At 38.4% G+C, this 21,340-nt stretch carries 14 protein-coding genes; 9 read left to right on the top strand and 5 right to left on the bottom strand.

The features are described from left to right. The first annotated feature begins 179 nt into the window (after positions 1 to 179). From FGD67_RS19565 to FGD67_RS19530, 8 genes are all read left to right on the top strand, one after another. Complete coding sequence (locus FGD67_RS19565; protein ID WP_257172704.1) at positions 180 to 746, top strand: bacteriohemerythrin; 567 nt, start codon at positions 180 to 182, stop codon at positions 744 to 746. Positions 747 to 1,292: 546 nt separating this feature from the next. Further along, the gene (locus FGD67_RS19560) at positions 1,293 to 1,805 is read left to right on the top strand and encodes a YgjV family protein (RefSeq protein WP_257172703.1); all 513 of its coding nucleotides are present in this window, start codon (positions 1,293 to 1,295) and stop codon (positions 1,803 to 1,805) included. Between the two features lie 20 nt (positions 1,806 to 1,825). Beyond that, positions 1,826 to 2,611, top strand: coding sequence for an SGNH/GDSL hydrolase family protein (locus tag FGD67_RS19555; protein WP_257172702.1), 786 nt, complete (start codon positions 1,826 to 1,828; stop codon positions 2,609 to 2,611). An 84-nt stretch (positions 2,612 to 2,695) separates the two neighbouring features. Next, on the top strand, positions 2,696 to 3,859 hold the full coding sequence (locus tag FGD67_RS19550; protein ID WP_257172701.1) for a murein transglycosylase domain-containing protein: 1,164 nt from the start codon (positions 2,696 to 2,698) through the stop codon (positions 3,857 to 3,859). Positions 3,860 to 3,939: 80 nt separating this feature from the next. Then, a complete protein-coding gene (locus FGD67_RS19545) occupies positions 3,940 to 7,149 on the top strand; it encodes a DUF3427 domain-containing protein (RefSeq protein WP_257172700.1) in 3,210 nt (1,069 codons plus the stop codon). 253 nt (positions 7,150 to 7,402) lie between these two features. Continuing rightward, positions 7,403 to 7,657, top strand: coding sequence for a hypothetical protein (locus tag FGD67_RS19540; protein ID WP_257172699.1), 255 nt, complete (start codon positions 7,403 to 7,405; stop codon positions 7,655 to 7,657). Beyond that, positions 7,647 to 8,117: a type II toxin-antitoxin system HicB family antitoxin gene (locus FGD67_RS19535; RefSeq protein ID WP_257172698.1), complete on the top strand. Its 471-nt coding sequence runs from the start codon at positions 7,647 to 7,649 to the stop codon at positions 8,115 to 8,117. The genes FGD67_RS19540 and FGD67_RS19535 overlap by 11 nt, the downstream gene beginning before the upstream one ends. Next, on the top strand, positions 8,104 to 8,511 hold the full coding sequence (locus FGD67_RS19530; protein ID WP_257172697.1) for a hypothetical protein: 408 nt from the start codon (positions 8,104 to 8,106) through the stop codon (positions 8,509 to 8,511). Before FGD67_RS19535 ends, FGD67_RS19530 begins: the two co-directional genes overlap by 14 nt. Positions 8,512 to 8,598: 87 nt before the next feature. Here FGD67_RS19530 and FGD67_RS19525 read toward each other — a convergent pair whose 3' ends face one another. The 3 genes from FGD67_RS19525 to FGD67_RS19515 form a co-directional block, all read right to left on the bottom strand. Then, positions 8,599 to 10,497, bottom strand: coding sequence for a class I SAM-dependent methyltransferase (locus FGD67_RS19525; RefSeq protein WP_257172696.1), 1,899 nt, complete (start codon positions 10,495 to 10,497; stop codon positions 8,599 to 8,601). A gap of 286 nt (positions 10,498 to 10,783) precedes the next feature. After that, positions 10,784 to 12,145 carry a sigma-54 dependent transcriptional regulator gene (locus FGD67_RS19520; RefSeq protein ID WP_257172695.1) on the bottom strand — a complete coding sequence of 454 codons (1,362 nt, stop codon included), beginning with the start codon at positions 12,143 to 12,145 and terminating at the stop codon, positions 10,784 to 10,786. 13 nt (positions 12,146 to 12,158) lie between these two features. Then, positions 12,159 to 13,994, bottom strand: a complete 1,836-nt coding sequence (locus FGD67_RS19515; protein ID WP_257172694.1) for an ATP-binding protein — start codon at positions 13,992 to 13,994, stop codon at positions 12,159 to 12,161. A 590-nt stretch (positions 13,995 to 14,584) separates the two neighbouring features. On the opposite strand from FGD67_RS19515, the gene FGD67_RS19510 reads away from it, so the two are divergent. Continuing rightward, positions 14,585 to 16,036: a DASS family sodium-coupled anion symporter gene (locus tag FGD67_RS19510; protein ID WP_257172693.1), complete on the top strand. Its 1,452-nt coding sequence runs from the start codon at positions 14,585 to 14,587 to the stop codon at positions 16,034 to 16,036. Between the two features lie 663 nt (positions 16,037 to 16,699). On the opposite strand, the gene FGD67_RS19505 is transcribed toward FGD67_RS19510, so the two are convergent. Beyond that, positions 16,700 to 17,578 (bottom strand): NAD(P)-dependent oxidoreductase, encoded by an 879-nt coding sequence (locus FGD67_RS19505; RefSeq protein WP_257172692.1) that lies wholly within the window; start codon positions 17,576 to 17,578, stop codon positions 16,700 to 16,702. Positions 17,579 to 17,760: 182 nt separating this feature from the next. Next, entirely contained in the window at positions 17,761 to 20,856 is a 3,096-nt protein-coding gene (locus tag FGD67_RS19500; protein WP_257172691.1) for a TonB-dependent receptor, read from the bottom strand. Positions 20,857 to 21,340 lie beyond the last annotated feature (484 nt).

Raw genomic sequence — 21,340 nt, 5'->3', positions numbered from 1 at the left:
CATTACTTTGCGAAGAAATAACCTGATGCAGATCAAGTTTTAAAAGTTTACGAACGGAATAGATTTACAACTTGATCGAGGTCAACAAATAAATAGGTTTTACGCGCATCACAGGTAATTCGTATTAGAATCGGCGTGAGCAAGATAACTTAACCAAAACCTTTAATTGAGTACTACTTATGAATAGTCGCAATAAATCTTTAATATACGCAGCCATAGTTGGGTTGATTATTGTTGCCATATTTTTAGGCTTCTTATCAAGCATAACTAACCCGATATCTTGGCTACTCATTGTTGTCTTGGCGTTAACCCCAGTGCTTTATGAGAAAGTAAATAAAACCAACGAAATACAATGGAAAGAAGAATACAGTGTTGGTATTGAAAGCTTAGATAATGATCACAAAAAACTGATCAGTTTACTTAACCATTTTACCACTGCTTATGACTATGCAATGAGCGAAGAATTCGAGCGAGAAGCGCTTAATGACTTGATCAATTATACCAAGTACCACTTTGATCGTGAGGAAAAGCTATTAGAACAACATGATTATCCTAACTTAGTGGCTCATAAAGCCCAACATAAACAAATGATTAAACAAGTTGAACGTTTTATGGATTTATACAATGAAAAAGGTCATGAAGCATTAAATGAAATTAGTGAGTTTCTCGCTAATTGGTTAATAAATCATATCAATGGCACAGATAAAGAATATAGTGAACTGTTAAGCCAAAGAGGCGCTAAATAGCTACGCTGACCCAAGGTAATGACACTTAAACACCGGTCATTAGCCACCATGTATACTTGCTGTATTACTAAAATCTTTAGTGATACAGCAATATTTATTTTTTACTAGCAAACTGACTTGATGAAAAGTCATGCGAGTATCACTCGTAAGCATTAACAAAGTAGTAAGCATTAACAAATGGCGGATAACGCTAAAACCCGCCACTTTATCCTCGTTTAAGTGCCACACTCGGCATTCGAATAAAAAACAGCTAAAATCAAGTTAGCCGCAATTTAAAAGCCACTTTCAAAGCAATTAAAAATAAAAACCAAATTATCAGCCAAATTTTCAACTGCAGTTACAATTTATAACAAAGCAAGCTAAGATGTTAAATTCGATTGCTGATAGTATAGTAATGCAACAATTTAGCTATAAGCAGCTTAAAAATTATCTACAGGTTTCGTGGTTAAGCTCAATACAACCACTAATCTCCATGTCAAACAGCGTTTAAAGCGCTGCTGTTACCGACAATTTCTATATAAAACAAGTTATTTTTAAATCACTATTATGCCTGACTTTTTACTTTCTCAATTGCTTGTTACCGTCACACTTATTATTGAGTGTTGTGCCATGCAACTAAAAAACAAAAATTACATTCTAGCGGCCTTATCCGTTAGTTGCCTCTTTAATGGCATGCATTATTTATTGCTGGAACAGCAAACAGCAGGCTATATATTTTTATTTTCAAGTTTACGGTTTTTAATTTCAATTAAGTGGAAGTTTCAATGGCTATCAGTGGCAGCACTTAGCGTCAGCCTACTGATCACCATAGCCACCTACAACGGTGCTTTAAGTATTATTGGCTTTATCGCAACAGTATTCGTTACGGTTGGGTCATTTAGCCATAACGATAAATTTTTACGCGCGATGATGGTAACGGGCGGTTCATTGTGGCTACTGCATAACCTGCTTTTATGGACACCTGTCGGCATATTAGTTGAAGTGATTTTTGTTGGCAGTAGTGCCATTGGTTATTATCGATATTATATTGCGAAAAAAACGGTTAAACTTTCTTCGTAAACAAATCGTTAGGAAAAGTTTTGAAGATAAAAGCCTGTTACGAGCTGGTAGTTTATTATGCTATTTTTGCCTTGCTGTTGCCTTTGTTATTGCTACAAGCCGTTTGGGTGCGACTTACGATAATAAAACTACCTGAAGCGACAGGCGAACGCACAGGAAATAGCGGCAAAAACAATGCCATTAAATTACTGATTCTTGGCGACTCTGCAGCAGCCGGCGTTGGTGTTAATCAGCAAAAGCAAGCATTGGCAGGACAGTTACCGCTATTACTTACCAAGCAACATCCAATAAACTGGCAGTTAATCGCCAGTAGCGGCTTAACATCTACTGACATCATTAACGAACTTGCCTTATTACCAGCGCAAAAATTTGATCTTGTTTTAATTTCAGTTGGTGTCAATGACGTCACGCATTTCACCCGCCAAGCGCAATGGACTGAAAACATAAATACTTTGATTACGATATTGAGCAGCAAGTTTAGCGCCGACAAGGTATTATTTTCCAGCGTTCCTCCTATGCATTTATTTACCGCCCTGCCTCAACCACTGCGTTGGTGGTTAGGTTTACGCGCGACTAAGCTAAATACTTTAATGGCCGCGGTACTTGCTAATCAACATCAAGGCGCTAACAACAAGTGCTCAGTATTAACGGTTGATATACCCTTTAACCCTGAATTTTTGGCAACAGACGGTATGCATCCATCAACGTTAGCTTACAATGTTTGGGCAAAACAAGCCGCAGAGCAGTTCAGCATATTATTAACAGCGAACGAACATAAAAACGAACGACAAAGCCAGCTGAAATAATGAAGCAAAGTACGAGCTCAACACTTAACCATTATAAATTTACCGTAAATAAATTAACCGTGACAAATTAAAGGTCAGAGTTTTATGTTTAAAAAAATATTACTACTACTTATCGTAATAAGTTTAATCAGCTGTAAGAGTACAGCCGATCTTGCCTCAATTCGTAGTGTTGAAAGCTTAATTAAACAAATAAAATCTGACGATACTGATGTGGTTAGCATTGCCAATCAAGCAATTAAAACCAACAAACTTATTCAACAAGACATCACCAATATCAAAGCCTTGCTCGATGAACTAAGCAAGCATATAAATAACGTTTGGGGTGAAGATAAACCACAGCTTCCCAGCAATAAAAAACTAGTTAAATATACTAACGATTATAAAGCCCGTGCCATTGTAGACTTTGAAAAAGGCCGCATTTTAATTGAAACACTCGCCGACAGTTCGCAAGCGAAAACTATCAGCAATTTACAAAGCGCCATCGTTACGACGTTGCTAACAAGCGCAGATCCAAATAAAACCGATATATTTTCTAGCGATGCGCCAACACTTTCAGGCAAACCTTATTTATATCAGCAAGTGATAGACCAAGACAAAAAGCCCATTCAATACCAATGGCGTGCTAATCGATTTTCGAAATATTTAACCGAGTTTAAGCTGCAAAAATATACTAAAAATAGCAAACAGATTTATGCGGTTAGCATTAGCATGGTTAAACAACACCAACATTTACGTGAAGAAAAATACAGCCAATATGTACTGGCCTCTGCTAAGCGTTATCAAATATCACCGCAACTTATCTACGGAATAATTGAAACCGAAAGCAGCTTTAACCCTTTTGCTGTCAGTAGTGCCAATGCTTATGGCCTAATGCAAGTAGTGCCCAAAACTGCCGGTGCTGATGTTTATCAACGTATTAAAAAGCAACCCGGCGCACCAACCAAACAGCAACTTTTTGATCCCGCCTTTAATATTGATATTGGCGCAGCCTATTTACACATTCTCAACAATAACTATTTGAAAGACGTTACTAATGCCACCAGCCGCCACTATTCGATTATTTCCGCCTACAACGGTGGTAGCGGTAATGTATTAAAAACCTTTCATAGCAACCGTACCACAGCCATGAAAGTGCTCAATACAAAATCTGCTAAAGACGTTTATTATTTACTGACAAAGAAACACCCAAAAGCAGAGTCTCGTCGCTATTTAGAAAAAGTGACCAAGGCTGAAAAGAGTTATTTGTAAAAGTAAAATAGTGCTTAAAAGTATTAATTTTCCGATTTAGGAATACTCTTACAAAGCATTTAACACAATAAGGAATATTGATGTCTCAAACGGGTATTTATGAACAACTCATTACACAGTTGGTTGAGCAAAATTTAGATCGTGATGCCTTTTATGTTGGCGAGCGCACATTAGAAGCTGGTGAAGCCGCAACGCTATTATCACGATTTTTAACGCGAATTATTGAAATTGCCATGGACTCGGTACCCAACGGCGATAGTAGAATCCATCAGCAAATAAAACTCGCCAATACTATCGTGCAATGGCTTAGTCAGCATATTCGCGATGAAGCACTGATCAGTGAAAACCTGTTAGACAGCCAAGGTAAAATTCTTACCGCACTATTTGATAAATCCAATCCTATTGCAGCAGACTTACCCAAGTACGTTGAATCAATAATGCCGATTACTGGGCTTAGCCAAAGTGAATTATTTTGTGGCAGTAATGTTGGTATCTCGCTAGAGACTGAGATCAAAAGAGAGATCCAATCATCTGATAAAATTTATTGGTTAGTGTCTTTTATCAAGTGGGCTGGTATTCGAATATTTAAAAACGAGTTAGAAGCATTTACCCGTAGTGGCAAACAGCTAAAAATAATCACCACGTCTTACATGGGCGCGACCGATGCCAAAGCCGTTGAGTTCTTAGCCTCTCTACCAAACACCGAAGTAAAGCTCAGCTACAACACTAACCGTGAAAGATTACACGCGAAGTCTTATTTATTTAAGCGAAACACAGGCTTTCATACTGGCTATATTGGCTCTTCTAATTTATCACATTCAGCATTAACCAGTGGTTTAGAATGGAATTTAAAAATCACCTCACAAGAAATCCCCCATATTATTGAAAAGTCGCTCAGTACCTTTGAAACCTATTGGCAGTCACCTGACTTTGAACACTTTGATGGCAAAGCAGAGAGTAAAGAAAAGCTCCATGACGCCCTGCAAGCAGCAAAAGGCAGTTTTAACAATGCAGCGCCGAGCTTTTATTTCGATATAAAACCTCATTCTCACCAACTAACTATATTAGAAAAACTACAGGTTGAGCGTAATTTACATAATCGTTATCGCAACTTAGTGGTTGCCGCTACAGGTACAGGTAAAACCATTATTTCAGCTTTCGACTTTGCTCGTTTTTACGATAAAAACCCTGAAGCTAAGTTCTTATTTATTGCCCATAGAGAAGAAATTTTAAAGCAGGCACAAGGCGCATATCGTGGCGTATTAAAAAATAGTAGTTTTGGCGAATTATGGGTCGGCAATAACAAACCAAGCAAATATCACCACCTTTTCGCTTCTATTCAAAGCTTAAATTCACAAATGAGCAACCCAATTGACACTTTAGCGTTAAGTGAAGATTACTTTGATTATATTGTTATCGACGAAGTTCATCATATTGCAGCCAAAAGCTACCGCGAAATATTAAAACACTTTAGCCCGAAAATACTATTAGGATTAACCGCGACACCCGAGCGTCACGATGGTACAGATATTCTTAGTGATTTTTGCCATGTAATTGCCGCTGAAATACGCTTACCTGAAGCGATTAACCAACGCCACCTTTCACCCTTTCAATACTTTGCTATCGATGACGATACCGATCTGAGCAAAATAAAATGGTCTAAAGGCCGTTATGACATTGCTGAATTAACCAACCTTTATACTTATAACGACCAACGTGTTTTACGAATACTACAAAGTCTTGATGAAATTGTTACTGATATCGCTCAAATGCGCGCGCTGGCATTTTGTGTCAGTAAAGAACACGCAAATTTTATGGCGAAAAAATTTACTCTGAAAAATATAGCTTGTGGCGTGCTAACCAGCGATAACAGTAAAGATCGTGAAATCATGCAGCAACGCTTAAAATCAAAGCAAATAAACGTACTGTTTGTGGTCGATATCTTTAATGAAGGTGTCGATATTCCAGAGCTTGATACTTTACTGTTTTTACGCCCAACAGAAAGCTTGACGATATTCTTACAACAACTAGGTCGCGGGCTGCGTTTAACCGATAACAAAGAATGTTGCACAATATTAGATTTTGTCGGCAATTCGCGACCAGAATACGACTTTTCACATAAGTTTAGAGCATTAGTTGGCAAAACCAATCAAGCAATAGCAAAAGAAGTTAAACAAGGCTTTCCTCATTTGCCTTTGGGTTGTCGTATTGAGTTACAAGAAAAAACTCAAACCATGATCTTAAAAAACATCAGCCAAGCAACACTGAATAAAAGCCGATTAATTAACTTAATTATTAATTTCCCTCATGTTACTCATTTACCTTTAACATTAAAAAACTTCTTACATATCAACCCTAATATTACCTTAGAAGATATCTACAAAGTTAAAGTTGGAAAGTTTGGCGGTTGGCAAGCCCTAATAGCGATAAGTAAAAATAAAGCCATAGATGAAAGTAAACAGGCGCTTTATGCGGCTTACTATCGCGCTATCAACAACCGATTAATGATCTGCACTTCAATATCTTATTTACGCTTTATTAAAGCCCTTTGTGATAACAACTTTGCGTTGCCATTAACTAACTTTACAGGCGATACAGTAAACTCTGAGCATTTATTTACCCTGATGTGTCATTACGACTTTTGGGACAAAGCGGGTAAACAAGCTGGCTTTAACCGCCTTGAAGAAAGTATTAAAGCTCTCAGAGATAAAAGCCTTCAAAAAGAACTCAGCGAAGTAATCGATATACTGATTGAACAACTAGAAGTAAGTGAATTTGCTATGCCAAAAGTTGGCAACCCAATGGTAGATACATCACCGCTAAAAATGCATGTCCGCCATCCAAAAGAGCATATTTTTGTCGCTTTTGGTGAGAGTGTTTTTTCAAGAAAGTCATCAAGCCGCGAAGGTGTTTTAAACATAGCTGACGCTAATACAGAATTATTGTTTGTTACTTTGAATAAGAACGAAAATCAGTTTTCAGCAACCACCATGTACCATGACTATGCCATGAGCCCAACGCTATTTCATTGGCAAACACAAAATAGTGCTAAGCCAGAATCTGGTCGAGGTTTAGGCTATATCAAGCAAAAAGAAAACAACAAAACATTCATTTTATTTGTTCGCGAGCAAGCCAAAGACGAAAATGGAAAAACCATGGGCTTTGTAAACTTTGGCCCGGTTGATTTTGTCAAATATGAAGGTAGTCAACCGATGAATATTACTTGGAAACTTAAACATCCCATGCCAGCATATTTGTGGCATGAGACGGCTAAGTTGGCGATAGGTTAAGAGTGCATAATAAAGTCTCTAGTCATGGAGTTGCTAGATACCTTCCTTACACTAGAAAAGCATAATCAATAGTTATTTGACTATAAAGTTAAATATTTTTAGTTAATTAAATGGACTTGATTATTATTTTCAAAAAGTACTATTGTATTCTAGTAAATTGGCATAATTTACAATATTCTGTACATAAATACAGCTTGACACACATTGCAACTAATATATAGTTGCACATCCAAAATATGGACTATAATCTGAAATGAGCAGAAAGGAAAAACTCAAACAAGCATTACTCAACCGACCAGCTAAATTCAAATGGAAAGATTTAGTGGTAGTAATGAAAGATTTAGGCTTCATTATGAAGAACGCTAAACGTGGTTCAGGTAGGAACTTCTACAATCCAACAACTGGTCAGGTTGCAAAATGGCATGAACCACATCCGGGAAACGAAGTTTTACAATATGTCGTCGACGAGGCGATTGTGTTAATCAAGGAACAAAAAGATGAAAAGTAAGCTACTTGAATACAAAGGTTATTATGCCTCTATAAATGTATCGGTAGAAGATGAATGTGTATTTGGTAAGGTAGAGTTTATCAATGACAGTATCGTATTTGGAGCAGATACAGTTGCAGAGCTTAAAGTTACTTTCAAATCAGAAATAGAAGATTATCTAGAATTTTGCAAAGAAGTTGGTAAAGATCCAGATAAGACGATGACAGGTTCTTTTAATATTAGAATTGGTGAAGAACTGCACAAAAAAGCCTTGGTTCGTGCCAAGTTAGATAGTGTTACTTTGAATGAAGTGATAAAGAAATCGGTAGAGCAATACGTTAATTCAGCAACTGAAATACACAACCATGTTAATGTAAATGTTCAAAATGTAGATAATAAAAGCGTAACCACACAGCCTTTTGAATTGTCACCATCCACTGCTTGGACCGCAAGCGAGGAGGTTTCGCATGGATCTCACTAAATTAAGGTTGCAGTCGGCTGATATTACAAGCTTTAAATACGAAGATTTATCTTCAAACAAAAAAGCATCCACTTCAGGATTCTTAAAAATAATTCTTGTACGAAAAGAAGAGATAGAAGCTAGTAAAGATCGTTTACTAATGCTCTACACGGGTACTGTTACTGCATTTGAAGGAGAGGAAACGCCTTCACCAAAGATAGAAAGCAAAGTAATGAATCTTCATATTGAGTTTTCTATGAAGTACTCTGGCGTGTTTGATATAAACAAACTCCCGTCTCAGTCTCAAGAGGCTGAATGGCTTTTTAAGAAAGATGCTGGTGTATTTTTACACAGTGTTGTCAATCGGTTTTTAGCTGATACTACTTTTAAAGCGATTCAATTACCCCACCAGTAATAACAGTTAACCCTGAAAGTTAGTGGTAAACTACTTTCAGGGTTATTCATTAATTTCAACCAAATGGTTAGCATAAAATTTAAAAACTCACCACTCTCTCAACTGCTGCATTTCTTTCAATCGGCCTCGCTGCATCACCAGCGCCTCAAACAAATCATCTATTGATTCGTTGTTAGAACTTAAGCCCGGTAAGGCGATATTTGCTTCAGCAAAAAAGCGTTTACTTTGTATGGGCAGACTTGCTGTTGTTTGTTCTAGTGCTGTTGAAGGCATAAAAGATCTAGTGCTTATTTTATAGCCCACTGGCACTTCATTCACTTCATTACTTTGCGTTGAAACAGACAAGTTATTACTGTCATTCAGCCAAGCTGTTTGCCACCAATGCTGAATTCTTTCTTTCGAGGCTTTTAATTTATGCTCTGTCGGCAAGCGATCGCTTTTTTGATTGTTAATTTGGCTATCGGTTGGCAGTAAATTCCATAAATCGTTATTGGGCCAACGGGCAAATGGCATGCTGTGATCAATATCGTATTTTTGTTGTAACGATTTTGCTGACCACACACACTGAATTTGCTCACTTTTCGGTAGTTGCTGTTTAAGCTGTTCAAAACGATTTCGTACTTCGGTGGTTGTGCGTTTAGGCTCTAACCAATTCAGTGCTTGGTATAAATGAAACTGCTTTTCAGACGTTGCATATTGAGCATTACCCGAATAGCTCGCCATGGTTTTAACCCACTCACTCACAAGAACTGGTTCAATCCAACAGGCGTAACGATTAAACGCTAGCCATGTTGATTCAGGTAATGAGAACTCACCCCATTGCTCAAGGGTTTGCAAATCAAGAAAGATACTGGCTTTGGCTTTAACGGTTTTACTAGCAATATCAAATACCTTTGCACCGCTACCAGCCTCTTGATTAGGAAAGGTAATATAACGACAAGGCATGGTTTTAATATTACTGACTGCTGCTGAAATGGTTTTATGCAGTGCAATGGCATCTTCACCGGTGAATAAATTACCGATGCGATAATCTGAGGCACTACGATGGGTTAATTTGTGCCAGCCATCAGCTTTCATAAAACCCATGTTTGGGCTTTTACTCGGTGATTGAAATAACTGATGGCTATCTATTAAGTCTTTGTACTGATGACACCAATAAAGCGCGACTAAACCCGCAGGTAAAATAACGCGATCGCCAAATGGCGATGATTCTCTTCGCAAAACTGCACCGGGGTGGCCATCGGCAATGCGCAGTAATACTCTTAACAACGCCAGTTTATGAGTTGCAGCCTTGCCATCATTAATCGCGACATGGCGAATGAATGGGAATGCACCTGTGCCATCGTCTGGCATTTGCAGCACAAGGGTTTGCCAAGAAACGTGGTTTCTGCCGAGTTTATCGGTTTCTTTTGCTGTTGCTAACTTGGTAAATAGGCCAACATCAGTCGCTAGACGTTTTAACTCATCAGCACAGACGATATGCATTTTACGCTGTTTAAAGTCGTCGTCGGTCTGGCCGTGGCGAAGTGATATAACTATTTTACCGCCGGGTTTTAATAAATTGGCAAGTTTACGAATTGAACGAGCACGAGCACTTTGCGAAATATGCATCCACACCGCACTTAACAAGATTAAGTCAAAGCTAACTTCTTGTTTAGTAATAACGCTTAATGATGGCAACGCATCGTTGAGCCATTTTACTTTTAAGTCTTTGGTGACTTTAGCGCCTAATTCGGCAAGTTCAGTGGCAGGTTCAACCGCAAAAACTTGAATATTGTTAGCGGTTTTATGTGTTTTTTCAGCAAGCTCAGCAAAATACTTAGCATCTCGGCCAGCACCAGCGCCTAAGTCTAAGATACGTGCATTGGAATTTTTAAAAATGGCAGGTAAAAACTGCGACCAACTTTGGTGAACCTCTTCAAATGATTTTGAAAGGTATTGTCTAGCAAGGTCTTTGGCGTTCTCATTATAAAACTGAGGGGTCACTGCATCATCCTAATTACACTTCGTCCATAAGCTCAAAATACATTATGTCGAACCAAGACTGATTTAAGTGTAATAAATTGTCAATGAGTAATTAGATAAGTGACTAACTTAGTTGATATTAATCAAGATAGCTATGGGTGTAAGCCGCGGTATTTCGTCTTTATTCTTTTGCCTTGTAAAGCCTTAAATCAGCTTGGTTAAAATGAATGTTCAAGCTGTTGTATCATTTAGCATCGTGATTAGCATTAACCGTCAATCACGATGCAGCCTAAACTACAGGTTAATATTATTGATAGCTTGTGCGTTCAAGTTCGTATTTTTTCATTTTATCGTAAAGGGTTTTTCTGGCTAAATTTAGCGCTTCCATGGTGTCTTTAATACAGCCTTCATTGCTTGCCAGCGCTTCTTCAATAAGAAATTTCTCAAAAAATTCAACTCGCTGGGTCAGTCCCATATCGCTGTGCATTGAGTTTGCGCACGTATTTTGGTTTAGGTTAAATGCTGCCGCTTCACCCAGCAAAATATAACGTTCGGCTAAGTTACGTAACTCCCTGACATTACCCGGCCAACCATAACTTAATAGTTGTGTTTTATGTGTTTGTGATAATGGAATAAGTTCTTTTTTATAACGTGCTGAAGCTATTCTGGCAAAGTGCAAAAACAGCAAAGGTACATCTTCAATGCGCTCTCGCAAGGGAGGAATATCCACTTTCACTAAGTTCAAACGGTAATATAAATCTTGACGAAATAAACCTTGCTCGCACAGCTCTAATAAATCAACTTTGGTTGCCGCTATCACTCTAACATCAAGTTCGATGCCTTCATTAGCGCCTAAACGCACCACTTTTCGCTCTTCTAATACCCTTAACAGCTTCACCTGTAAGGCCATAGGTGTACTTTCTATTTCATCAAGAAATAAAGTGCCACCATTAGCGTATTCAAATTTACCAATACGTTTTTTATCGGCGCCGGTGTAAGCGCCCTTCTCGGCGCCAAATAGTTCACTTTCGATAATATTTTCAGGAATTGCGCCACAATTAAGCGCAACAAAATTACTGTCTTTGCGAATGCTATGGTCGTGTAAATAGCGAGCAACTAACTCTTTTCCGGTCCCTGTTTCGCCATCAATGAGGATATCTGCCGGTGCATCCATTACTTGATTAAGCATATTACGCATTTGTACAATGTTGGGCGCATTGCCTAAAATTCTTGGTCCGGGTGAGCAGTGTGTTTCTATTTCTATTTTTAGTTGTCGATTTTCAAGCACTAAAGCGCGCTTATCTAATGCTCTTTTCACCGTATCGACTAAGTCGTCATTGTTAAAGGGCTTTTCAATAAAGTCATAAGCCCCATTGCGCATGGCGCTTACTGCCATTGAAATATCACCAAAGCCGGTCAGGAGAATAGTTGGAATGTCTGAGTCAATATTTTTCACCTCAGCCATTAACTGGTGGCCATTCATTTTAGGCATATTAATATCGCTGATCACAACACCCGGCCAAGTATCACTGAGTTGATTTAGTAATTGATGCGCTTGTGAAAAGCTTTGTACTTCAAAGTTGCGTAATTCGAATGTTTGTTCAATGGCGCTACGTATATGCTCTTCGTCATCAATAACAAATACGACCCCCACTTTTTCTGTTTCCATAATATTTCCTTGATTACCTGTTTACAGGCAAGCTAATGGTAAAAATAGCGCCGCCATCGGGGTGGTTGCTGACGTTAAGTTTACCTTGCATTGATTCAATAATTCGGTGTGAGATAGACAACCCTAAGCCTAGGCCAAAGTTATCTTTGGTGGTAAAAAAGGCCTCGAAAACTCTGTCGATATTATCAACTAAAATACCAGGACCATTGTCTCGTATTTCAATAATAACCCGTTGCTTAACTTCAGCGACAGAAATCATGATTTTTTTCTCTTCTTGTTCACTAAGCGCTTGTATTGCATTGCTCAATAAATTAACCAACACTTGTTCAAAACGAATGGCATCACCATAGACATGCACGGGATCTAAACACGTTTTACTGGTAAATTCTACCTTAGCGGCTTTCGCTTGATGCTTGACGATACTCATCGCTGCAACTAGGCTCATCTCAACATCAACGGTAGTCGCGGCACCTTTACTTTTTTTAGAGAAACTATTAAATTGACTGACAATATCGCTGAGCCTGTCAACTAATCCAATGATCAGTGTCAGGTTGTTTTTTACTTTGTCTGCCATACTGCGCTCTTGATAAGCTAGGGCATTTTCTGAGTAACTGCGTAAAGCCGTTAACGGCTGATTAATTTCATGATTAATACTTGCTGACATACTACCAATGAGCGCAAGTTTTTCTGATTGAATTAATTCATCTCGCATTTTGTTGACTTGAGTTTGCGCCTGCTGACGTTGCGCTATTTCTTCATGTAATTTGGTATTGGTTGCGCTTAAATCAGCGGTGCGCTCTTTAACTTTATTTTCTAACAGCTGCTGAGACTGTTTAAGTCTGCGGGCATTTTTAACCCGTTCGTTAGCAAACAAAAATAAAAACACCATTAACAAGTAGCCACTAACACTCTGAATAACAAGTAAATTTTGCTGTTTTTTGATCGGCGCTACTGAGCTCCATAAATGCACTTGCCAATTTGCGGTTGTCATCAGTTTACTCAAAGCAAAAACCTGCTCTGTGCCTTTATTTGATGCAACCTCTAACAGTTTATTACCTAAGTTTTGCGGCAAATAACGATTGGAAATATCAATAATGTTTAGTGCCGATATTTCTTGCTCGGCATAGCGTTTTTCTGACATTAAGTTTTGTTGCTGTACTTGTGATAAATCACCAATGGTTTTTAATCGCCAATCAGGTCTGTCAGAAATAAACACTACATCATCGGGAGCAACAATTAAAAAGTTAAAACTATTATTTAATACCGTTTTTTTATACTGCTCTTCAATATCAGCGATACTTATTTTTAAGGCAATAACACCCTCAATGTTATTATCAATTATCACAGGGTAAGCATAATAAAAGCCTCGCTTACCGTTACTTAAACCAACAGCATAGTAATCGGAGAGCTTACCTTTTAAGGCGTTTTGAAAATAAGGTCTGAAAACGAAATTCATGCCAATAAATGAGGTTGGTGATTGCCAGTTGCTCGCACCAATAGTGATACCATTTTTATCAATTAGGTAAATATCAGACGCCTGAGTCATGGTTCTCACATCGGCTAATAAATGATTCAGTTTTGCCAGTTTTGTTTGGTCTTGGGGGAATAATAAGGCTTGTGCTAATACCGGCTGTTTCGATAAAACTGTAGGTACTCGGTCAAAGCGAGCAAGAATATTATCGATATAACGAACTAAATTAGATAATTGTTGGTTCGACTGTTGATACATCTTCTGATAAGCCTTGCTCATGCCTATCATTTGCGTCAGTTCAATAGTCAGTAATAAACCCGCCATGACCAAAGTGAAAACTAGATAGTTTCTACGCTTTGATTTTTCTTGATGTGCCACAATTTTACCTTATGAATAAACCAATACTAGAGCCGTACTAAAGCCAGAGTCATACCAGAGCCCTTAATTTCTCGCTTTACTGGGCTACGCGATAAAATAATCGAAGAGTCAATAAGGTTGGTATCATAGTATTTTATCAGCTTTTACCAGTCAAAACGTTGTTTACCATCATGCATTAGCTATTTGGTATGAAACAAATACATTATTCCATATCAAATGCCAAACCAGATAGTCGCAGTTTAGCGCTCTGAATTGGGAAATTTAATCAAATTGGTATAAATCAAACTTAATCTTTAAAGCTAAGCAATTTAGCTAAATAATGAATGTGACTAATATAAGTACATAACATGCTACCGCCCCATAATGACATAGGTACGCTAACATTAAACTCACTATATTTTTTACTGACGCTAATTGGCGGATCTCCACATATCTATACTTTTTCATGGGTGGATATCAATACGTAAGCTGATCAAAAATAATAACAAAAAATATAATTACCTTTATTAACAACAAGATAAAAACATGGCGTTGTCTTTGCTATGCATAAATTAGAATTATTATAAAAACACAACATTGTGAGAAAGTTTATGACTGATATTAAAGACAAAGCAACGCCATTACGTATGCTCATATTAGGACCAGCATTAATGCTGTTCACCTTATTAGTACCTTGTCCCTTTGAAGGCATGTCTGCCGAGGCCTGGCACACTTTAGGTTTAGCATTATGGATGGCCACTTGGTGGATTTCTGAAGCAACCCCAGTTTCAGTTACCGCCTTTTTACCCTTAATCGTTGCGCCAATTGTTGGCATAGCACCGATTAAATTAACTACATCATCTTATGCCCACCCTTTGATATTCCTTTTTCTTGGGGGCTTTTTTATCTCTATTGCGATGGAAAGATGGAACTTACATAAACGCATTGCCTTAAAAGCTATGTCGTTATGTAGCACTAAGCCTAGCCATCAAATAGGCGGGCTAATGCTCGTTACCGCATTTTTATCTATGTGGATGTCAAATACGGCAACCGCCGTAATGATGCTACCAATTGCTTTATCAATCATCGAAATGGTTAAACAAAAACAAGATGGTAAAAACGCAAGTAACTTTGCAAAACCGATGCTTTTAGCCATTGCTTTTTCTGCCAGCATTGGTGGTTTAGCCACATTAATTGGTACTCCGCCTAATGCACTAATGGCAGCTTATTTAGCTGATAGCTACAACATTGAAATTGGTTTTGCTCAATGGATGATCATCGGCGTGCCATTAACAATAATACTTTTAGCTTTATGTTGGGTAATTTTAACCAAGATTTGTTACCAAGTTAATGAAGGCGAACGCATCGACACTAACAGCATGTTTAAAGACAAGCTGAAAGAATTAGGCCGCATGCATAAAGGCGAGAAGCTCGTACTATTTTTCTTTGCTTTAGCAGCCTTAGGTTGGATATTTAGACCGGTAATCGCCAGCTTCACTGGCTTAGCGATATCTGATACTGGCATCGCTATGTTTATCGGTTTAATGTTATTTGTAGTACCGGTTGACCGTAAAAAAGACATTCGTATTTTAGCCTGGGAAGACACTAAGAAGTTACCGTGGGGTGTATTGTTACTTTTCGGTGGTGGTTTAGCTTTAGCAAGTTTGATTAAAAAATCAGGACTTGCCGGTTACATTGCAACTCAGCTTGAAGCAACGTCAAATATTCCGGTGATAGCCGCTGTGTTAATCGTTACGTTAACAATTTTATTTTTAACAGAAGTAACCAGTAATACAGCAACTGCCGCAAGCTTTTTACCGCTACTAGGCCCAATTGCTGTGACGTTAACTGATGGACCTTTAATGTTAGTGATACCTGCGGCATTAGCTGCCAGTTGTGCCTTTATGATGCCAGTGGCAACACCACCTAATGCGGTAGTATTTAGCTCAGGTGAATTGCGTATTGCGGATATGGCAAAAGCAGGCTTTTGGCTTAACATTACCGCGGTAGTTTTAATCGTTATCATGATGTTAACTACCGTGCCTATGGTGTTTAATATATAACCGCTAGCTGTATTTCTGAAATAAACACCAGCACATTAAGCTGGTGTTTATTTTAATTATCTATTCCAATAAATCACTGCAACAAAGTACTGCAACAAACGACTATCAAATACTTCAGCAAAACGCCTAGTACATCTCCAAGTCTTTATTTGACCCCCTTTATCAATAAGCCAGCTTAATAAAAATAAAATAATATGGATCTATAAGCTGAATAAACAAGACTATTTAGACTGTTGTTACGAGCAATTGCTCAAGGTTTTTCAGCCTGCCAGACTGTACATTATACCAAGTCTATGTACGTTCTAAATTTTAAGGCTTGTTTTGCAGGAAATTAAGGCTTTATCAACTCCTTGTAAGATAATGCCTTAGAAACTTTCAATTTATACTTAACCTCAGTTTGGGTTAATGGACTTTATAACCTGTTGATTCATAGTATTATTAGCTAAATTATTCACGACATTTTTAAGTGAAAGATTAAAAAAAGCGCAATCATGGAGTTTAGGCGCTTAGCAAGGAATTTTTACAAACCAATAGCGAGCTATTGGGCGTAAAAATAACGCTGATAAGCGTTTAAATGGCATTGTTGGGTAAAGTAGCTTAACCCGAACTGGGGTTACTTAGTTAAAGCAACTTACTGATAAATTTTACAATGATTGACTTGAATTATTTTTTCAGTTTAAGAAAATAATCAAATATTTCAGGCACGTTACCTTTGCCCATACCGGCATCAAATGCCGCTTGTAAATTAGCAGAAGAGCCTTCTGCAATTTCAGACCGCGTGTCAAATTCTTCAAGCATTTTTAGAAAATAACCTAAGTCTTTATTGGCATTAGCAATTGAGAAACCAAGGTCGCTAACACCGTCAACAGCATAGTTTTTACAAAAGTGCATGAAAGGTGAATTGGATGGTCCCGTTGACATAATTTCAAACAATTGTTGACGATCAACACCAGCAAGCTCGGCAACAGCAAAAGCTTGAGACATAGCACAAACCGTGGTCATGCCAATGAAGTTATTAATAAGCTTAGTGGTGTGCCCTGCACCCAATGCGCCTAAGTAGAAGATATTTTCACCTTGATCTTGTAAAACTGGCTGAACTTTGTCAAAAGTTGCCTGATCACCGGCAGCCATAATGTTAAGCAAACCATCTTTAGCATGTGCTGGTGTGCGCCCTAGTGGTGCGTCAATCATGCCTGCGCCTTTAGCTGCTAAGTCGGCACCAATTTTTTTAGTTGATGCTGGAATTGAAGTACCAAAATCAATCAGTACTGCGCCAGCTTTGATACCCGCTAGAATGCCATCATCAGCATAAAAAATGCTTTCAACAACCGCTGAAGTGGTTAGACAAAGCATAACAATATCACTTGCTGCGGCGAGTTCTTTTGCCGAACTGGCAACATTAGCACCACGGGCAACACAGGCTGAAACTGCGTCTTTATTTAGATCTAACACGGTTAGTTGGTAGCCCTTTTTCTGCAGGTTTTCTACCATGTTGCCGCCCATAAGGCCTAATCCGATAAAACCAATGGTTGGTTTTGTCATAATATTCTCCTAAAAGTATTCACTGAAGTTTAACGGTTAATTCATAACCGTATGCCTAGACAAAGTAAGTAACTTTTATTTCAATTATACTGATGAAATTTTTCAATAATTGATGCTAAAAAGTTTCAATATTTTTATGAGCAGCGTAAACTGCTCATCTTTATGGCTCGATACACTATGCGTTAGAATTTAGCTTTTACACCAAATTCCCACTTAGTGCCTGAGCGAGAGTAATCAGCAATAGTGGTATCGTTACCCCGGGTCATCACTTGTGGTTCGTTGGTCAAGTTAAGGCCTTTTAAGAATAAGCTAACACTTGAGTTAACTTTATACTTAGCAGACATGTTCATGTAGATAGCGTCTTGTACATATCGGTGTGAACGATCTGGAAAAGGTAAGCCGTTAGGTTGTAAATATTTAGAACGATACTTCCAAAGTAAACGAACAGTGGTGTCGTCTCCTTCCCAGTAAACTGATGCTGAGGCGACATTTTTTGAAAAGCCAAATAAGTTCGCATCTGGCACAATACCGGCACTGGCAGGCTCATCAGTGACAAAGTTAGAGCTTGCGTAGTTCCATGCAAACTTAGCACCTAAACCATTAAACGGCTCAGGCAATTCAACAAAGTGCTTTTGACCGGTGATTTCAACGCCTTTAATAATAGAGTTATCGTCAGAGGTTTGTTTAACTAAGTGGCTAACGCCGGTGTAAGTTGTATCAACACCATCTAAATTAACGATAATGTCACGTTGCTCAGTTTCGCTTTCATAGCCACCGGTGAACGATTTATGATAGAACGCTAAGGTTAAAGCAGCATCTTCTGACGGATAATATTCAAAAGATACGTCATAGTTTATCGCAGTGTATGGGTCTAAATGGTTACCATTGGCTTCACCGCTACGAATAACAGACGAATAGTCAGTATTGGTACTAGGATCACAAATTGTGTCATCTTCATCTTCACATGTTTCATAGCTTACCCCTGCCGACATCGCATTTAATTGAAAACGAGACATAGAACGATAGGCCGCTGTTCGAACATAAAATTCATCAGTTACGTGAAAAGTTAAGTTTAAGCTTGGTAATACTTCGGTGTATTCTGAAGCTAAGTTGACGCGTTCAATATCACCCGTTGGGTTAATTTGTGCACTGTAAGTACCCGTTTCTTCATCGGTGGTGATATAAACTTTGTCACCCCAACCTTGAGATTCCGTTTCTGTTTTTACCACACGAACACCAACGTTACCGTATACCGGTATACCACTGATTTCAGTATCAAAGTTACCCATAACATAGGCAGCTGTGATGGTTTCAGTTACGTCACGGTCAGCACCATCACGGCCATCTTCACGTTCACCTATATCATAAAAAGCTGTGCTCGTTGCACCGGGTAATTGCCCCAAAACTTGACCAATAAAACATTTATGATCATAAGTAGCATAGCGCGTTGCATCACCGCCACTGCCAGGCTCTTCAGTAAATTGAATATTATTTGAATGGTCATTTTGGCAACCATTGATAATGCCATTAATGAGTTCTGAGTTGGCTTCTGGGTTTAGTTCATCCCAATTATTATCTTCGTTGTCACTAGCGCCGTATTTTTGTGAACCATCGGCAATCACTAACGAGACATCATTAGTGACAAAATCAAGTAGATGCTCTTTCGAGTATCGAACACCGACTTTGACACTTGAAAAGTAATCATTGTCGAGTTGATATTCGCCATCTAAATTGATAGCAAAAATATCATCGTTACGATTATCATGTGCACGTCGATATTCTACGTAAGCATGATCATCATTAACAAAATTATTCATGTCACTTGCGTCAAATACTTCTGAAGCGGCAAACCCGTCATCACCAGGTCCTAAACGATTGTTATCTAGCCATGTTAACGTTGGTACATTACGGCCACGAAAATCTAGCGCATAGTTATAACGCTCTGTTGAACGAAATTTAGTTCGTTGGCGTAAGCGGTATCGATAGGATTCAGAGTATGATAAATCAAGCGCAAGGGTTAAATCTTCAGTTGGTGCATATTCTATTTCGATACCGCCACCGCGATATTCATCAACCTGATTACGGTTTTCGCCCTGCAACGTTGGTCTTGCTTCACCCGTTGAATAAAGTAAGGTGTGATCGTCAGCAATAATGTGATCAGCGAGATCATCGATGCGAGAATCTAAGGCTAATTCCATACGTTTTTCAGTGTACTCTAAATCAGAGTATTCATAGTCAAAATTAATTTCTAAGTCGTCGCGAGGTACCCACTGAAAAGTAAATACTGCACCGGTACGCACATCTTCATCTTCACCTGTGCGCCAGTAAGCGTCATTCGGTACATAAAAAATGCTACTTGGGTCAAAATCGGCTAAGTCGGTATCTATGCCCAACTCAGGTTCACGACCAACGCGACCTGAGCTGACACCTTGCTGCCCAGTAGCACAATTACTACCGCCTACTAAGTTTGAACCATCAGCAGCACGAAGCGCACAGACCGCCATTTGTGAATTACCACCGTAGTTTTCTTCTGGATTTGAAGAATCAGAATGGCTAAGTCCGAAAGTAAACCCCATATCGCCTAGGTTATCGGTTTCCCATTGCTGCACAGTCGAGACAATAAGCTTTTTGCCCCAAGGCGAGCTGCCGCCTTCAACATCGTCATAATACGAATTGTATATGCCTGTTGCTTGAACCGTTGTTTGCGCTTCACCATAGTCAACAGCGCGCAGAGAATTAACATCGATAGTACCTGAGGTGCCACCTTCAACTAAATCAGCTTGTTGAGATTTATAAATGACGACTTTGTCGACAAGCTCAGATGGGAATTTTTTGAAGTTAACCGCACGACCAGCGCCGGCATTGGTGATCGTTCGGCCGTTAAAGGTTGAGTAACCCCAATAAGAGCCTAAACCACGAATTGATATTTCGTTTTGGCTGCCTTTTAGACGGTGACCAGATGCACCAGAAATATTCTCAATAACATCAGACAATGATAAACCAGGTAAATCGCCAAAGTCTGCTGCGGCTACTGCATCAACAATTGCCGTACTGTGCTTTTTCTCGTTCAATGAACGAGTCATAGTACGTCGTAAGCCCCCACTGACTTCAATTACTTCAATGTCAGCTTCCACTTTCTTTTCTGTTTCTTCTTCTGCAGCCGTGGCTGGAAAAGCAAGTAAGGAGAGTAATGTAGATGCACACAAAAATTGTCTAGGATAGCTAGCCTGCTTACGCACAACTCTGCTAATTTTATTTAACTTATTGAAAGTAGCCATTGATATTTCCGATTCATTATAGTTTTTATACTCGTTGTGCTTTATTCAAACAATATAAATCACAATTGTCAACCAATCTGGTAATACAAAACATTAAAAACCACCAAAACATAACTTACCAATAAATACAATTAACATAACCAATTAACATTAATCTATAATATTGCAGTTATTATTAATGTGGAGTTTAACGATTATTTTTTAAGTGTAGTAGAATAAAATAGACATAAACAGAGATAATTATAGTAACGGCAAGGTAAGAAAACAATTACCACAAGCTTAAGCATCATACACAAGATTACCAAAACTAATTTTTGGTTGACCAAAACACACTACATAGTGTAAAACCTTAGTTAGGCCATTTTTTCGCGGGATATATTCTATTAATAACAAACTTACTCGAATAAAAGCCTGACAAAAAACACTACTTAAAATATACCGTCAGCCCACATTAGATACACAAGTTTGTGCGATTCAATTCATC

The sequence above is a fragment of the Colwellia sp. M166 genome (genome assembly GCF_024585285.1).
In the GTDB taxonomy this organism is placed as follows: domain Bacteria; phylum Pseudomonadota; class Gammaproteobacteria; order Enterobacterales; family Alteromonadaceae; genus Cognaticolwellia.
The sequence above is the reverse complement of the archived record's forward strand: the minus strand, read 5'-3'. Positions and strand labels throughout refer to the sequence as shown.

Coding starts and splice junctions, on each gene's coding strand:
- FGD67_RS19565 (WP_257172704.1), top strand. CDS start 180: ATGAATAGTCGCAATAAATCTTTAATATACGCAGCCATAGTTGGGTTG.
- FGD67_RS19560 (WP_257172703.1), top strand. CDS start 1,293: ATGCCTGACTTTTTACTTTCTCAATTGCTTGTTACCGTCACACTTATT.
- FGD67_RS19550 (WP_257172701.1), top strand. CDS start 2,696: ATGTTTAAAAAAATATTACTACTACTTATCGTAATAAGTTTAATCAGC.
- FGD67_RS19545 (WP_257172700.1), top strand. CDS start 3,940: ATGTCTCAAACGGGTATTTATGAACAACTCATTACACAGTTGGTTGAG.
- FGD67_RS19540 (WP_257172699.1), top strand. CDS start 7,403: ATGAGCAGAAAGGAAAAACTCAAACAAGCATTACTCAACCGACCAGCT.
- FGD67_RS19535 (WP_257172698.1), top strand. CDS start 7,647: ATGAAAAGTAAGCTACTTGAATACAAAGGTTATTATGCCTCTATAAAT.
- FGD67_RS19530 (WP_257172697.1), top strand. CDS start 8,104: ATGGATCTCACTAAATTAAGGTTGCAGTCGGCTGATATTACAAGCTTT.
- FGD67_RS19520 (WP_257172695.1), bottom strand. CDS start 12,145: ATGGAAACAGAAAAAGTGGGGGTCGTATTTGTTATTGATGACGAAGAG.
- FGD67_RS19510 (WP_257172693.1), top strand. CDS start 14,585: ATGACTGATATTAAAGACAAAGCAACGCCATTACGTATGCTCATATTA.
- FGD67_RS19505 (WP_257172692.1), bottom strand. CDS start 17,578: ATGACAAAACCAACCATTGGTTTTATCGGATTAGGCCTTATGGGCGGC.
- FGD67_RS19500 (WP_257172691.1), bottom strand. CDS start 20,856: ATGGCTACTTTCAATAAGTTAAATAAAATTAGCAGAGTTGTGCGTAAG.